The organism is Methylobacterium sp. SyP6R, from assembly GCF_019216885.1.
Lineage (GTDB): Bacteria > Pseudomonadota > Alphaproteobacteria > Rhizobiales > Beijerinckiaceae > Methylobacterium.
On the sequence record NZ_JAAQRC020000001.1, the window covers coordinates 977,630 to 993,013 of the forward strand.

Consider the following 15,384-nt stretch of genomic DNA (forward strand, 5'->3'; position numbering starts at 1 on the left):
TCGATGGAGAGGGTCGCGCGGCGTCGTGCTGCCACGCCCGTCCGCGACGTCGGGACGAGGTCGCGGACGGGGGCCTCAGGTTGGTGCCGGGATCAGGCCGGTTCGCGGAACGGATCGGCGACGATCGGCCAGAGCGGGCGCGACGCCCTCGGCAGGCGCAAGCGCGCGAAATCGGGATTGGCGCTGCCCGGCACGGCGACGTGGAGGATGCGGTCGGCCCGCGGGGCGAAGCCGGCATTGAAGTGCTGGGCCGACTTCACGAACACGGTGGCGTAGTCGGTCAGTGCTACGCCGAACTGCTCGAACACGCTCGGCTGGAAGACCTGGGTGCGCGAGGCGTTGAGCACGATGTGCAGGCCGCCCGCCTCGACCATCACGCAATCGCCCATCGGCTGCTTGCCGTTGCCGTAGGTCTGGACCGCGTCGGGCCGGATGCCGAGCACCTGCACCGTCAGATCGATGGGATCGCCCGACATCGGGCCGGTCTTGCCGCCGATGCGGAGGCTGAGGCGCGCGCCTTCGCCGGCCTCGCGGCAGAGCCGGACCGCGACCGGGTCCCAGAAGCTGCCGATGGCGCACCGGGTCGCGCCGGCCTCGACGAGCGCGCGCAGCAGAACAGTCGAATCGCTCGCCGAGCCCGCCCCGGCATTGTCCGAGACGTCGGCCAGCACCGTCACGCCGGCCTCGGGCGAGAGCGCCGCCTGCACCGCCTCGTCGAGGGTCAGCAGTCGGTCGGTGGTCGCCTCGCGCATCTCCCACAGCTCGCGGGCGAGCGCCTCGGCCGTCGTCTTGGCCCGGTCCGGATCGCCGTCGGTCACCGCCACCACCTTGGCGCCGACATCCGGGATGTCGGCCCAGGGGAAGCCGTGGGCCAGCGACAGGGACAGGATGCCGTCCCGCCCCTCGGCCGCGCTCATCCGGTCGACGAAGCCACGGGTGGGCTGGTTGGGCGTGCGCCACACCGCCAGCATCCGGCAATCGGCGACTGCGATCACGGGCCGGATGCGCCCGTGCCGGGTGTCGTCGCAGAGGCGGAAGAGGTCGCGGGCCCGGTCGTCGACGTCGATATGCGGATATTCCTTGTAGGTGAGCAGCACGTCGCAGGCCGCGACGATCCGGTCGGTCAGGTGGCAATGCAGGTCGAGCTCGACCCCGATCGTCACCTCTTGCCCCACGATCTCCCGCGCCGCGGCGACGAGCTCGCCCTCGCAATCGTCTTGCACGTCGGCGATCATCGCGCCGTGGAGGTTGAACAGGACCATGTCGACCGGACCGGCGGCACGCAGATCGCCCAGCACGCGGTCGCGCAACTCCACCCAGACGTCCTGGCGCGTCGGCCCGCCGGGCGGCGCGAAGGCGGCCAGGCTCTCGACGATCTCGTAGCCGGCGGCCTCACCGAGCGCGCGCCAGACCCGCATCGGGCCCGCGAACCAGTGATCCGAGCCGTGCGAGGCACCGGTCTCGACGTAGAGGTCGTCCAGGAAGGCGGCGCGCCCGGTCGGGATCGGCGAGAAGGTGTTGGTCTCGGTGCCGAGCGCGGCGATGAAGAGCTTCACGGGTTGGGTCTCCTGATGATCGACTGGGATTGGACAGGTTCGAGCGCCGCCGTCTGAGCGGCTGCGACGCCTGCTCGCTCAGAACGGTCCATCCTACCCACGACCTCATCCTGAGGTGCGGGCGATCGGAGATCGCTGAGCCTCGAAGGAGGGCTCCAGAAGTCGCTGCGATCCCTGGACCCCTCCTGCGAGGTCAGTCCATCGATGATGGACTGACACCTCAGGAGGGGGTCGCGGGTGGGATGAAGCAGGTCCTTCTTCGCTACGTCGTGAGGCGCATCAGCCCTTCGCTGCGACATGCACCCCCGGCCGCCGCCCGTCGTTCCATTTCCCCCCGGTCGCCCGTTCCACCTGCGCGGCGAGCTGCAGCAGCAACCCGTCCCGCCCTTGCGCCGCCTGGGCCTGGATGCCGAGCGGCAGGCCGTGCTCGTTCCAGGCCAGCGGCATCGACAGGGCGGGCAGGCCGCACAGGTTGGCGAGCGGCGTATAGGCGAAGTTGCGCCACAGGTTCTCGAACCAGGCGTAGACCGATGGCTCGTCGCTGATCGTCAGGTACTCGGTGGTGCCGACCTTAGGCGTCGGAAGGGCGGTGATCGGGGTCAGGATGATGTCCCAGTCCTCGAAGAAGGCGCCGAAGCCCCGCGCCGTGGTGTTGAACGTCGCCTGCATCGCCGTGCGCTCGGCGTAGCTCGCGTGCCGCCCGGCCTCCCAGATCCGGATGTTCATCGGCTCGATCAGGTCTTCGGGCGGACGCTCGAGGCCCTTCAGGGCGAGGAGCCCGTTGATGGTCTGGGCGAAGTTGGTGACGTAGCAGGTGGTCTGGGCCCGGAAGGCGGCCCTGATGTCGACCGCCGGGAGCGCCCACTCGACCTGGTGGCCGAGCCCTTCGAGGAAGCGCCCGATCCGCTCCAGTTCGGCGACGTGGTGGGGCACGGCGCGGTAATCGCCCCATTCGTGCGAGAGCGCGATGCGCAACCGGCCCGGATCGCGTTCGATCAGCGTGGCGTAGGGCTCGGGCGCGGTCCAGTAGGGCATGAACTCGCCGGGCGCCCCGCCGCGGCAAAGGTCGACGAAGGTCGCGGTGTCGCGCACGCTGCGCGACTGGCAGCCCTGGATCGACACGACGCTGGTGAGATCCGACCCGTAGGGCGCGATCGAGAACACGCCGCGGGAGGGCTTGAGCCCGAGATTGCCGTTGACGCCGGCCGGGATGCGGATCGAGCCGCCCCCGTCGGTGGCATGCGCCATCGGCACCACGCCCGAGGCCACCGCGGCGGCCGAGCCGGCCGAGGAGCCGCAGGTGGTGTAGTCGAGGTTCCACGGGTTGCGGGTGACGTAGACCGCCGGGTTCTCCGCCGAGCTGCACACGCCGAATTCCGGCGTGGTGGTGCGGCCGATGAGGTTCAAGCCGGCCTTGCGCATCCGGCCCGTGAGATGGCTGTCCGACGAGGCGCGATGGCCGCGCATCAGCAGCGAGCCCATCTCCTGGAGCCGGCCTTTGAGGGTCGGCCCGAGATCCTTCATCAGGAACGGCACGCCCGCGAAGGCGCCGTCGAGGTCGGTTCCGTCCCGGGCCGGGTCGGCGACGCAATCGTCGAACAGCTCGATCACGGCGCTGGTCGCCGGGTTGGTCAGCGCCACGCCGGCCGCCGCCTGCGCGGCGAGTTCCGCCGCCGTCACCTCCCCGGCGCGCACCCGCGCGGCGAGCCCGCAGGCATCGTGCTGCGCCCATTCCTCCCAGGTCATGGCGAGGGTCATCGGTGTGGTCCTGTTTTTGTTATGAAGATCGTTTCAAGACAAAGCGCTTCCCCTCCCCCTTGTGGGGAGGGGTTAGGGGTGGGGGTAGAGCAGAAGGCACCGCCGAGGTCTATCCGGCACCACCCCCACCCCTGCCCCTCCCCACAGGGGGGAGGGGAAGTGCTTCATCCTTGTTCGTCTGCATCAGGCGGAAGCCGCTTCGGGAAGATGCTCCCCCCGCCCGAATTCCCGCCCAGGCGCCGCCTCGATCAGCGCGCGGGTATAGGCCGCCTGCGGCCGGGCGAAGACCTCCGCCGTCGGGCCCTCCTCGACGATCCGGCCGCGCTGCATCACGATCAGCCGGTCGCAGATCTGCGCCGCCACCCGCAGGTCGTGCGTGATGAACAGGATCGCGAGGTCGAAGCGCCGTTGCACGTCGTCGAGGAGGGCCAGCACCTGGCGCTGCACCGAGACGTCGAGGGCCGAGACCGCCTCGTCGGCGATCAGGATCTCGGGCTCCATGGCGAGCGCCCGGGCGAGCGCGATGCGCTGGCGCTGGCCGCCGGAGAACTGGTGCGGGTAGCGGGCGAGCGCCGACGGGTCGAGCCCGACGAGGCCCATCAGCTCCCGCGCCTTCGCCATCGCCGCATCGGGGCTCATGCCGAAATTCACCGGCCCCTCGACGATCGAGGCGCCCACCGTCCGGCGCGGGTTGAGCGAGCGGAACGGGTCCTGGAACACAACCTGGATTTTCTGGCGCAACGGCCGGAGCTTTCGCTCGGGAAGGCGGGCGATGTCCCGGTCGGCGACCATGATCTGCCCGCCGCTCGGGGCGATCAGCCGGGCGATGCAGCGCGCCACCGTGGACTTGCCCGAGCCCGATTCGCCGACGATGCCGACCGTCTCGCCGCGCCGGATCCGGAGTGCCACCTCGGCGGCGGCGTGGACCTCGCGAGTCTTCTTGAACAGGCCGCCGCTGCGATAGGTCTTCGCGAGGGCCGCCGTCTCCAAAGCCAGCGCCCCGGTCACCGGCGGCCGCCTTGCGGGCGCCATCGTCGGCACGGCGGCGATCAGCATCCTTGTGTAGGGATGCTGCGGGTTGCCCAGAACCTGCATCGCCGGCCCCTGCTCGACGATGCGGCCGTGCTGCATCACCACCACGCGGTCGGCGATCTCCGCCACCACGCCGAAATCGTGGGTGATGAACAGGACGCCGGTGCCGCGCCGCGCCTGCATCTCGCGGATCAACCGCAGGATCTGCGCTTGCGTCGTGACGTCGAGCGCCGTCGTCGGCTCGTCGGCGATGAGAAGGGCGGGATCGAGGATCAGGGCCGCCGCGATCATCACCCGCTGGCGCTGGCCGCCGGAAAGCTGGTGGGGATAGGAGGCGTGCATCCGCTCCGGATCGGGCAGGTGCATGGCCTCCAGCATCGCCAGCACCTTGGCCCGGCGCTCCGACGCCCCGAGGTCGGTGTGGATGCGCAGGACTTCCTCGATCTGGTCGCCGACGGTCAGCACAGGGTTCAGGGCCGTCATCGGCTCCTGGAAGATCATCGCCATCCGGTCGCCGCGAAGCGCCCGCAGGCGCTGCGGGCTTGCCGTCAGCACGTCCTCGCCGTTGAGCCGGATCGCGCCGGCGACGGGTTTCAGCACCTTGGCGAGGAGCCCCATCACCGAGAAGGCGGTGACCGACTTGCCCGAGCCGGATTCGCCGACGACGCAGACGATCTCGCCGGGGGCGACCGTGAAGGAGACACCGTCGACGGCGCGGAGCCGGTCGCCGCCGCCGGGAAGCGCGATGGCGAGGTTCTCGACGTCGAGAACGGGGGAGGATGCGGTGCTCATCGGCCGGTCATCTTCGGATCGAGGGTGTCGCGCAGGCCGTCGCCCAGCATGTTCACGGCGAGCACCGTCAGGCCGAGGAAGATCCCCGGATACAGGATGTTGTGCGGATAGACCCGGAACAGGTTGCGCCCCTCCGCCATGATGTTGCCCCAGCTCGGGATCTCAGGCGGGATGCCGATGCCGAGAAAGGACAGGACCGCCTCGACCAGGATCGCCGAGGCGGCGATGAAGGTGCCCTGCACGATCAAGGGCGCGATGGTGTTGGGCAGGATGTGGCGCGCCATCAGCAGCGGCAGGCGGGTGCCGGCCATGATCGCGGCCTCGACGTAAGGTTCCTCCCGCACCGAGAGCACGATCGAGCGCACCAGCCGGACCACCCGGGGGATCTCCGGCACCACGATCGCCGCGATGACCGCCGGAAGACCGGCCCGGAACAGCGACACCACCGCGATGGCCAGCAGGATGCCGGGGATCGCCATCAAGCCGTCCATCAGCCGCATGATCGGCCCGTCGAGGGGACGGATGTAGCCGGCCACCAGGCCGAGGAAGAGACCGATGGCGAGCGACAGCGCCGCCACCGAGACGGCGATGGCGAGGGAGACCCGGGCGCCGTAGAGCACCCGGCTGTAGACGTCGCGCCCCAGGCTGTCGGTGCCCATCCGGTGACGATAGGTCGTGGCCGTGCCATCCTCGGCCCGGAGCGTGCGCTCGAAGCCCGGCGGGCGGTTGCGGGTCGCCGGGTTGATCGCGGCCGGGTCGAGGGTGCCGAGAAGCGGCGCGAAGGCACCGATCAGCGCCATCAGGAGAAGGAAGCCGGCGCCGATCGCGACGACCGGGTTGCGCACGAGGCGGGCGGCGAGGGTGCGGCCGGGCGGCAGGGGCGCTGCCGCGGCGGCCGCCAGCAGGGTCGGCTCGGCACTCAATGGCGGATCCTCGGGTCGAACAGGCTGTAGGTCAGGTCGATCAGGAGGTTGATGAGGACGTAGACGCCCGAGAACATCAGGATCAGCGCCTGGATCGTCGGGTAGTCCCGGGCCAGCACCGCATCGACCGTGAGGCGGCCGAGGCCGGGGATGGCAAAGACGCTCTCGGTCACCACCACGCCGCCGATGAGGAGCGCGATGCCGATGCCGACCACGGTGACGATCGGCACCGCGGCGTTCTTGAGGGCGTGCCGAAACAGGATCTTGCGCTCGACCTGGCCCTTGGCCCGGGCGGTGCGGATGTAATCCTCGTTCAGGACCTCCAGCACGCTCGCCCGGGTCATCCGGGCGATGAGTGCGATGTAGACGACCGACAGGGTCACGGCCGGCAGGACCAGCCGGTGCAGGTAGCCGCTCAAGCCCCCGGAGAGCGGCTGGTAACCCTGGACCGGGAACCAGCCGAGCGTGATCGAGAAGAGGTAGATCATCCCGTAGCCGATCACGAAGACCGGCACCGAGAAGCCCAGCACCGACACGCCCATCACGATCCGGTCGAGCCAGGAGCCGTGCCGGTAGGCCGCCACGACGCCGAGCGGGATCGCCAGACAGACCGCGATCAGCATCGTGGCGGCGGCGAGCGACAGGGTCGGCTCGATCCGCCCGAGGATCAGCTCGCCGATGCTCTTCTTGAAGAAGAACGATTCGCCGAGATTGCCGTGGAGGAGGTTGCCGATCCAGATCGCGAACTGCGCCGGCAGCGGCTGGTCGAGGCCGAGCTTCTGGCGCACCTGTGCGATCTGCTCGCTCGAGGCGTTGTCCCCGGCGATCACCGCCGCCGGGTCGCCGGGGGTGAGCCGCAGCATCAGGAAGACCAGCACCGCGACGATCGCCAGGACCGGGATGGCGGCGAGCAACCGCCGCAGGATATAGCCGGCCATCGCCCTACTTCTTCTCGACGTTCCAGAACACCGGCACGGCGGCGGTCAGGATGCCGGTGACGTTCTTGCGCGCGGCGATCGGGATGTAGAACTGGCCGAGCGGGATGTACGGCACCACCTCGCGCCAGCGGGTCTGCACGGCCTCGGCGATCACCTTCTGCTTGGCCGGATCGACCTCGCGGGCGAAATCGTCGCGAAGCTTCTCCATCTCGGCATCGCAGGGCCAGCCGAACGGGGCCTTGTCGCAGCTCATGTTCATGAAGCTCGACATCACCGGGTTCAGGATGTCGGCCGAGACCCAGGAGGTGTTCATCAGGTTCCAGCCGCCCTTGTCGACCGGATCCTTGCGCACACGGCGCGACACCACGGTCTGCCAGTCGGAGGATTGCATGTCGACCTTGAAGCCGCCCTTCTCGAGGAGCTGCTTGGCGACGGGGCCGAGATTGGTCAGGGTCTGAAGGTCGGTCGATTGCAAGAGGACGATCGGCGTTCCGTCATAGCCCGCCTCCTTCAGCAACTGCTTCGACTTGGCGAAATTGGATTCGAGCAGCCCGTCCATGCCCTTGTCGGTGGCGAGCGGCGAACCGCAGACGAACAGGGCCTTGCACGGCTTATAGTAATCGGGATCGCCCACCACCGCCTGGAGGAAGTCGGTCTGGTTGAGGGCGTAGGTCAGGGCCTGGCGCACCTTCGGATTGTCGAAGGGCTTGATCAGGTGGTTCGGCCGCATCGCATATTGCAGGCCGAGCGGGTTGTAATCGACCAGGTTGACGCCATCGTCACCCTTGATCAGCGGAATCAGGTCGTAGGCCGGCTGCTCGATCAGGTCGATCTCACCGGCGAGCAGCGCATTGACCGCCTGCTGCTGGTCCGAGATCGCCAGCCACTCGACCCGGTCCACCTTGACCACCTTGCCGCCGGCGAGCCCCGAGGCCGGCTCGGGCCGCGGCTTGTAGTCCTTGAACTTGGTGTAGACGATTCTGTCGCCGGGCTTCCACTCGTCGGTCTTCATCACGAAGGGCCCGGAGCCGGTGAAGTCCGAGATCTGCTGGTTCGGGTCGGTCTCGGCGACCCGCTTCGGCATCATGAACGGCACGTTCGAGGACGGCTTGGCGAGGCCGAACAGCAGCAGCCCCGTCGGCGACTTGAGCTTGACGGTGAAGCGCTTCGCATCGTCGACGGTCATCCCGTCGACGAAGGTCATCAGCTTCTGGCCGAGGGAGTCGCGGGCGCTCCACCGCTTGATCGAGGCGACGCAGTCCTCCGCCGTCACCGGCTTGCCGTCATGCCAGGTCAGCCCGTCGCGCAAGGTGAACGTATAGGTCAGGTTGTCGGGCGACACGGTATAGGTGTCGACCATCTGCGGCTTGATCTCGCCCTTGCCGTCGAGCGCGAACAGCGTGTCGTAGATCATGTAGCCGTGGTTGCGGACGATGTAGGCGGTGGTCCAGATCGGATCGACGATCTTGACGTCCGAATGCATCACCGCCTTGAGCGTCTGCGCCGGTGCGGCCGCGGGGGCGATGAGGGCCGCGCTTGCCGCGAGGAGGCCGAGAACGGACCGACGAAACGCCATCAAATTGTCTCCTCGCGATGTCGCCGTGCGGCGATCCAGTCGGGGCGCGGGGCCCGATGCCCGCCGCGCAAGCCATGCAATCGACAGACCAGCTCGGCCGCAACAGCCGAAGCCGATCGGTTGCGCCGAAGAATTCGGCTCAGGTGAAGTCTCTGGACAGCAGAGGCGGGGCCGCGCAGGTCTTCGTGAGACCATGCCGCTGCAGACGCATCACAGGATGCGGGAGGGAGCCTGAGCTGACTACGACGAAATCGGGGGAGGGGTGCACCGCTTTTCGTGGCACCCTCGGGCCGTCAGGCCCGAACCCGGAGCAGCGCGGCTTCCAGCTCGCGACGCAGCCGCTCGGCGGCATAGCTCGGCTGGCGGGCGGCGGGCACGCAGAGGTCGAGGAAGGTCTCGACCGGCATCGTGTCGGGGAAGGGTACCGCCACCATCGTGCCGGCCTCGATCTCCTCGGCCATGGCGACGCGCGGCAGCACCCCGAGGGCGCCGGCCTGCCCGATCAGCGTGCGCTGGAGGTCGAGGGAGGCGGCCTCGAAGGTCGGCACGATCCGGCACCCGGCCTCCGCCGCCGCCCGGTCGAGGAAGGTGCGCACTCCGAATTCAGGTCCCGGCAGCACCCAGCGATAGGTTTCGAGCGCCGCGCAGGTCGCGCCGTCTCGTCGCGTCACCGGATGGCCGGGTGGGGCGATGATGAATTGCGGCAGCCGCACCCGCTTGACCACCGCGATCGCGTCGGAGGCCGGAGCGAAGAAGGTCAGGGCGAGGTCGCAGGAGGCGTCCTCGATCGCCCGCACCGCCTCCTTCGCGGTCCCGGTGCGCAGGCGGGCGCGGACCTGCGGGTGGCGGGCCGCGAAGGCGGCGAGCACCGGCACCAGGATCGCCGAGGCGACGCCCTCCGCCGCGTGGACGCCGACGAGGCCGCCGCGCAGGCCCTTCAGGTCGTCGATCAGCCGGACGACGTGGTCGAGCTCGTTGATCGTCCGGTCGAGCTTGGCGGCGAGCAATTCACCCGCCGCGGTCAGCCGGATGCCGAGCGGCCCGCGTTCGAGCAGCGGCGCGTTCATGTAGTATTCGAGTTGCGAGATGTGCCGCGCCAGCACGTTGGGATGGATGTCGAGCTGGGCGGCGGCGTCGCGCAGCGACGTGCAGCGGGTGACGACCGCGAAATAGTGGAGAGCGACGATCTTCGCCATGCCGGAGCGCTCCAGATCGTCGGGATTCGAGTCCACGCCCGCCCGTCACCGGCGGGACCGTCCGGGCAGGAAGGGCGAGGCTCGCCCCCGGCCGCGGAGCACTCCAGTAGAGATGGAAGTTCAGTCGAGTCAATCTCTTAGCAGGAGAGCTCCCCGAGCCCGGCGTCGCCCGGCACCCCCGCTTGCAGCGCCGTGCATCGCGCCGGCGCCGCGTCCCGGCTATGCAGGGGGCGTCCCTGCCTTCGAGGAGCCCCCGATGCCCCTGGATCCCGCCCTGCGCGACCGCATCGTCGCCGCAATCGCCGAGAATTTTTCCGCGCAGGTCGCTCACACGCAAGCGCTGATGCGCTTCCCCTCGACCCGCGGCGAGGAGCAGGCGATCCAGGACTTCGTCTTCCGCACCTTCCGCGAGCGCGGCTACGCCATGGACCGCTTCGCGATGGAGCGGGCGCAGATCGAGGCGCATCCGGGCGGCGCCAAGTTCAGTCCCGAGCATTCCGAGGCGCCGATCGTCGTCGGCATCCACCGGCCGCGGGAGGAGCGGGGGCGCTCGCTGATCCTCCAGGCCCATGTCGACGTGGTGCCGGCAGGCCCCGCCGACCTCTGGACACACCCGCCCTTCGAGCCGGTGGTGGAGGGGGACTGGCTCTACGGCCGCGGCGGCGCCGACATGAAGGCGGGGCACGCCGCCAACCTGTTCGCCCTCGACGCGCTCCGCCGCATCGGGCTCCAGCCTGCGGCCACCGTGACGCTGCAATCGGTGGTGGAAGAGGAATCGACCGGCAACGGCGCCCTGATGACCCATCTGCGCGGCTACCGCGCCGACGCGGTGCTGATCCCCGAGCCGGAGGAGGAGATGCTGGTGCGCGCCAATACCGGCGTCTTGTGGTTCCGGGTCGAGGTCCGGGGCCGGCCGGTCCATGTCCGCGAGATGGGCACGGGGGCGAACGCCATCGACGCGGCCTACCGGGTGATCGGGGCGTTGCGCGCCCTTGAGGAGCGCTGGAACGCCGACAAGGCCGGCCGCCCGCATTTCGAGGGCGAGGCGCACCCGATCAACCTCAATATCGGGCGGATCGAGGGCGGCGACTGGGCCTCCTCGGTGCCGGCCTGGTGCCGGATCGACTGCCGCATCGCGATCTATCCGGGGACCAGCGCAGCGGAAGCGGCGCGCGAGATCGAGGCGGCGGTCCAGGCCTTCGCCCGGGACGACGCCTTTCTCTCGAACAGCCCGCCGAGCGTCACATTCCACGGCTTCTTCTCGGAGGGCTACGTGCTGGAGGAAGGCTCGGAGGCGGAAGCCGTGCTGGCCCAAGCGCACGAGGCGGCGACGGGAATGGCGCTGAAGAGCTTCATGACCGCGGGCTACCTCGATACGAGGGTCCATGCCCTCTACGACCGGGTGCCGGCGCTCTGCTACGGGCCGAAGAGCGAGAACATCCACGGCTTCGACGAGCGGGTCAGCCTCGCCTCGCTGAAGCGCATCACCACCGCCATGGCGCTGTTCGTCGCCGAGTGGTGCGGGACGGAATCCGTGTCGTGACGGTGATCCCACCCACCACCTCATCCTGAGGTGCTGCCGCTTGCGGCAGCCTCGACGGAGGGCTCCAGAGACCACGGCAATTCCTGGAGCCCTCCTTCGAGGTCAGTCGATCTTCGATCGACTGACACCTCAGGATGAGGTCGCGAGTGGAGTCCCGTATTTTATCGTGCCGATCGAACCGCCGATCAATCGAAGCTGCGCTTCGTGCCCGACCCGCCGAGGCTGATCTTGCGGGTCTGGGGCGCCGCCGGGGCGGCCTGGACGGGTTTCGGCGGCGGCAGGTGGGCCTGGCCGTGGACCACGGCGCCGATCTCGCCCAAGGCCTTCACCAGGTCGTCCTTGCCGCAGGTGCGGGCGACGGTGAGGCCGAGCTTGTGGGTGTGGCTCTTGGCGTAGAGGTAGCCCGCGAGCTTGGCGCGGGTCTCCACCGGCAGGGCGTCGAGGAGGTCCGGCAGGTCCTCCGGCTCGGCCCGGTAGATCTCCCCGAGGGTCGCCAGCGGGACCGGGCAGTCGCGGTCGGCTTCGGCGCCGCTGGTGGGATGGCCCTGGATCATGATGCGTCCTCCGGCTGATGGCGTGCCGCCGACACTAGGTCCATCCGCGGGACGAAGAAACCGCGGGGCCTTCGAATCGGGGCGCTCGCGCTCCGCCGCCTCGATGCCCTATGCTCGCGCCGGAGACCAGGGGCAAAGGGGGGCAGCGGGGATCATGACCACCGACGCGACGACCGAAGAGGCGGCCCGGCCGCAGGGCGACCTGACGGTGCGGACCATCGCCATGCCGGCCGACACCAACGCCAACGGCGACATCTTCGGCGGCTGGGTGATGTCGCAGATGGACCAGGCCGGCGGCATCGCCGGGGTCGAGCGGGCGCAAGGACGCGTCGTTACGGTGGCGGTGGACGGCATGACCTTCCTGCGGCCGGTTCGGGTCGGCGACGTGCTCTGCGTCTACACCCAGGTGGTCGCCACCGGCCGGACCTCGATGCGGATCCAGATCGAGGCCTGGGCCCGGCGCTTCCGCACGCAGACGCGCGAGAAGGTGACGGTCGGCGTGTTCACCTTCGTGGCGATCGACGACGAGGGCCGCCCGCGCCCGATCCCGCCGGCGGCGCCGGGCGTGAGTCCGTGAGCCCGGCCGATCCGGACACGTTCGTTTGCCAGGAATGCGGCGCCTGCTGCGCCTATTCGGCGGAATGGCCCCGGTTCAGCACCGAGGACGATGCCGACATCGCCCGGATTCCAGAGATTTACATCGACGATCCGGCCGGGCGGATGCGCTGCGAGGGCGAGCGGTGCAGCGCCCTCGACGGCAAGGTCGGCGAGCGCGTGGCGTGCAAGGTCTACGCAGTGCGCCCCGAGGTCTGCCGCACCTGCGAGCCCGGCGACCCGGAATGCCTGATCGCCCGGCGGCATCACGGCCTGCCGGTCTGACGCGTCAGCCCCTTGCGCCGCAGGCGCAAGCCGTTCACATCCGCCGGATGATCGATCATCCGACCCGGGACGTCGGCTTCGGGGTCTACCTGCACTGGCCCTTCTGCGCCGCGAAGTGCCCCTATTGCGACTTCAACAGCCACGTCCGCCACGGGCGCCTCGACCAGGCGCGCTGGCGCGCCGCCTTCGCGCGCGAGATCGCCCACGCGGCCGCCCACGCGCCGGGGCGGACCGTGACCAGCATCTTCCTCGGCGGCGGTACGCCCTCGCTGATGGAGCCGGAGACGGTGGGTGCGCTCCTCGACGCGGTGGCGGGCGCCTGGAGCGTGTCGCCGGACGTCGAGGTGACGCTGGAGGCCAACCCCACCAGCGTCGAGGCCGGCCGCTTCCGCGGCTACCGGGCGGCGGGGGTCAACCGGGTCTCGCTCGGCGTCCAGGCCCTCGACGACGCCTCGCTGAGGACGCTCGGCCGGCTGCACAGCACCGAGGAGGCGATGCGGGCGGTGGAGACCGCCGCCGCCCATTTCGAGCGCTATTCCTTCGACCTGATCTATGCCCGCCCGCATCAGACGCCGCAGGCCTGGGCGGCGGAACTGCGCGGGGCGATCGCCCGGGCGGCGGAGCACCTGTCGCTCTACCAGCTCACCATCGAGGAGGGGACGCCGTTCTACGGGCTCGCCGCCGCCGGCAAGCTCACCGTGCCGGACGACGACACCGCGCGGCTCCTCTACGACGTGACGCAGGAGGTCTGCGAGGCCGCCGGCCTGCCGGCCTACGAGATCTCGAACCACGCCCGACCGGGCGCTGAGTCGCGCCACAACCTGCTCTATTGGCGCTACGGCGAATATGCGGGCATCGGCCCCGGCGCCCATGGCCGCCTCGTGCTCCCCGAGGGCCGCACCGGTACCTCGACCGAGCGCAACCCGGAAGCCTGGCTCGCGAAGGCCGAAGGCGAGGGCCACGGCATCGTCGAGACGGAACGCTTGAGCCCGGGCGACCAGGCCGACGAGTTCCTGATGATGGGCCTGCGCCTGCGCGAGGGCATCGACCCTGCTCGCTACGCCGCCCTCAAGGGCCGCCCCCTCGACCCGGACCGCATCGCCGGGCTGGTCGCGGCCGGGCTCGTCGCGCGAAAGGTCGACGGCCGCCTCGCCGCGACTCCGAGGGGCGCGCCGGTGCTCAACGCCGTGGTGGCCGAGCTCGCGGCCTGAGCCGGCCCGGTCGTGATGGTGTGCCTTCGGGCGGCGTCCGTGCGGGATGCGCCGGCCGAGGCGGGGACCAGGCGATGTCAGGACAGGAGAGGCCCGATCGGCTTCGGGTTCTCGTGGTCGATGACGAGTGCTTCGTCGCCGACGACATTGCGCGGGCGCCGATCCGGCACGGGGCCGAGGCGGTCGGCCCGGTGCCGACGGTCCGGGAGGCGCGGGCGCTCGCGGTCTGGCAATTCCTCGATCTCGCCGTCCTCGACATCAACCTGCGGGGTGAGCTGGTCTATCCCCTGGTCGCCGAGCTGACGCGGCGCGGCGCGGCGATCGTCTTCGCCGCCGGCCACGACGCCGCGGCGGTCCCGGCCGATCACGAAGCGACCCCGGCCTGGTCGAGACCCTTCGACGTCAACGGCCTGGCGGGCGTGCTGCCGTCCTTGCGCCGCGCCTGAACGCCGCGGGATTTTTCGCAGTGCAAAAACGTGCGGTACGCTGCGTTCCGATACCGCCGTGTTTTGACGCGCCGCAGCGGAACCGCCACGCGGACGCCCTGTTCTGAGTCGAGGCGATGTCTGCCCCGACGGCAGCACAGGAGACGAACTGCATGGCAGCTGAGAAGGAAACCAAGGCATTTCCCGCCGCCGCGAGCACGCGGGTCCCGTTCGCGCTGGCCCTGTCGGCGCTGGCCGGCTGCGCGGACGCGATCGGGTTCCTCGAATTCTCGCAGCTGTTCATGTCGTTCATGAGCGGCAACACCACCCGCCTGGGCGCCGCGGTCAGCCTCGGCGATTGGGGCAACGTCACCCGGGTCGGCAGCACCATCGCGCTGTTCTGCTTCGGGGCGTTCCTCGGCACGCTCATCGCCGCCGCCGTCGGCTACTGGCGGCTCGCGGTGCTGCTCGGCCTCCAGGCGCTCCTGCTCTGCGTCGGCCTGTTCATGCCGCGCGGCCCCGAGGAATTCCCGATCCACGCCTACCCGATCGTGCTGGCGCTCGGCATGCAGAACGCCGTCCTGCAGGACGAGGAGGGGAGGAGCCTGGCGCTCACCTACGTCACCGGCGCGGTGGTGCGCTTCGGCACCGGGCTCGCCAACCTGCTGCTCGGCCATCCCTCGCCGTCCTTCTGGATCCAGGCGCCGCTCTGGGCCGCCCTGACTCTCGGGGCGATCACCGGCGGTCTGCTGCACGGCGTCTTCGGGGAGCGCGCCTTCCTGGTCCCGGCCCTGGTGGCGGCGGTGCTGGCGGTCGTCGCCCTGGTGATGACCCTGATCCACGGCGACGGGCCGCTCGTCTCGGGCACCAAGTCGCCGGCACCGGACGCCGCCGCGACCGCGCCCCCGGTGGTGTGAGGCCGGGTCGGGCGTCCCGCTCCGGCAAAGATTACGCATCGTTCATCGGGCGGAGACACCGGCGTAAGCCGGCGGGGTCCATAA

The 15,384-nt window shown here is 70.1% G+C and carries 14 protein-coding genes; 6 read left to right on the forward strand and 8 right to left on the reverse strand.

What is annotated here, in order from left to right; all coding sequences use genetic code 11:
- Window positions 1-92 precede the first annotated feature (92 nt).
- The 7 genes from HBB12_RS04435 to HBB12_RS04465 form a co-directional block, all read right to left on the reverse strand.
- Window positions 93-1,556, reverse strand: coding sequence for a M81 family metallopeptidase (locus tag HBB12_RS04435; protein ID WP_236988246.1), 1,464 nt, complete (start codon window positions 1,554-1,556; stop codon window positions 93-95).
- Between the two features lie 279 nt (window positions 1,557-1,835).
- Window positions 1,836-3,314, reverse strand: coding sequence for an amidase (locus HBB12_RS04440; protein ID WP_236988247.1), 1,479 nt, complete (start codon window positions 3,312-3,314; stop codon window positions 1,836-1,838).
- Between the two features lie 183 nt (window positions 3,315-3,497).
- Entirely contained in the window at window positions 3,498-5,138 is a 1,641-nt protein-coding gene (locus HBB12_RS04445; protein WP_236988248.1) for an ABC transporter ATP-binding protein, read from the reverse strand.
- Window positions 5,135-6,061 carry an ABC transporter permease gene (locus HBB12_RS04450; protein ID WP_442919226.1) on the reverse strand — a complete coding sequence of 309 codons (927 nt, stop codon included), beginning with the start codon at window positions 6,059-6,061 and terminating at the stop codon, window positions 5,135-5,137. The genes HBB12_RS04445 and HBB12_RS04450 overlap by 4 nt, the downstream gene beginning before the upstream one ends.
- On the reverse strand, window positions 6,058-6,999 hold the full coding sequence (locus tag HBB12_RS04455) for an ABC transporter permease (RefSeq protein ID WP_236988249.1): 942 nt from the start codon (window positions 6,997-6,999) through the stop codon (window positions 6,058-6,060). The genes HBB12_RS04450 and HBB12_RS04455 overlap by 4 nt, the downstream gene beginning before the upstream one ends.
- Window positions 7,000-7,003: 4 nt before the next feature.
- Entirely contained in the window at window positions 7,004-8,575 is a 1,572-nt protein-coding gene (locus HBB12_RS04460) for an ABC transporter substrate-binding protein (protein WP_236988250.1), read from the reverse strand.
- A 293-nt stretch (window positions 8,576-8,868) separates the two neighbouring features.
- The gene (locus tag HBB12_RS04465) at window positions 8,869-9,807 is read right to left on the reverse strand and encodes a LysR family transcriptional regulator (protein WP_236988251.1); all 939 of its coding nucleotides are present in this window, start codon (window positions 9,805-9,807) and stop codon (window positions 8,869-8,871) included.
- A gap of 220 nt (window positions 9,808-10,027) precedes the next feature.
- Between HBB12_RS04465 and HBB12_RS04470 the strand changes: the two genes are divergently transcribed.
- Complete coding sequence (locus tag HBB12_RS04470; RefSeq protein WP_236988252.1) at window positions 10,028-11,314, forward strand: ArgE/DapE family deacylase; 1,287 nt, start codon at window positions 10,028-10,030, stop codon at window positions 11,312-11,314.
- Window positions 11,315-11,499: 185 nt separating this feature from the next.
- Here the strand turns inward: HBB12_RS04470 and HBB12_RS04475 are convergent, their stop codons facing one another.
- Window positions 11,500-11,868, reverse strand: a complete 369-nt coding sequence (locus tag HBB12_RS04475; RefSeq protein WP_236988253.1) for a hypothetical protein — start codon at window positions 11,866-11,868, stop codon at window positions 11,500-11,502.
- A 154-nt stretch (window positions 11,869-12,022) separates the two neighbouring features.
- Between HBB12_RS04475 and yciA the strand changes: the two genes are divergently transcribed.
- The 5 genes from yciA (at window position 12,023) to HBB12_RS04500 (ending at window position 15,300) form a co-directional block, all read left to right on the forward strand.
- On the forward strand, window positions 12,023-12,445 hold the full coding sequence (gene yciA, locus HBB12_RS04480) for an acyl-CoA thioester hydrolase YciA (protein ID WP_236988254.1): 423 nt from the start codon (window positions 12,023-12,025) through the stop codon (window positions 12,443-12,445).
- Complete coding sequence (locus tag HBB12_RS04485; protein WP_236988255.1) at window positions 12,442-12,747, forward strand: YkgJ family cysteine cluster protein; 306 nt, start codon at window positions 12,442-12,444, stop codon at window positions 12,745-12,747. Before yciA ends, HBB12_RS04485 begins: the two co-directional genes overlap by 4 nt.
- A gap of 47 nt (window positions 12,748-12,794) precedes the next feature.
- On the forward strand, window positions 12,795-13,958 hold the full coding sequence (gene hemW / locus HBB12_RS04490; RefSeq protein ID WP_236988256.1) for a radical SAM family heme chaperone HemW: 1,164 nt from the start codon (window positions 12,795-12,797) through the stop codon (window positions 13,956-13,958).
- A 74-nt stretch (window positions 13,959-14,032) separates the two neighbouring features.
- Entirely contained in the window at window positions 14,033-14,404 is a 372-nt protein-coding gene (locus HBB12_RS04495; protein WP_236988257.1) for a response regulator, read from the forward strand.
- A gap of 152 nt (window positions 14,405-14,556) precedes the next feature.
- Window positions 14,557-15,300 (forward strand): YoaK family protein, encoded by a 744-nt coding sequence (locus HBB12_RS04500; RefSeq protein ID WP_236988258.1) that lies wholly within the window; start codon window positions 14,557-14,559, stop codon window positions 15,298-15,300.
- Window positions 15,301-15,384 lie beyond the last annotated feature (84 nt).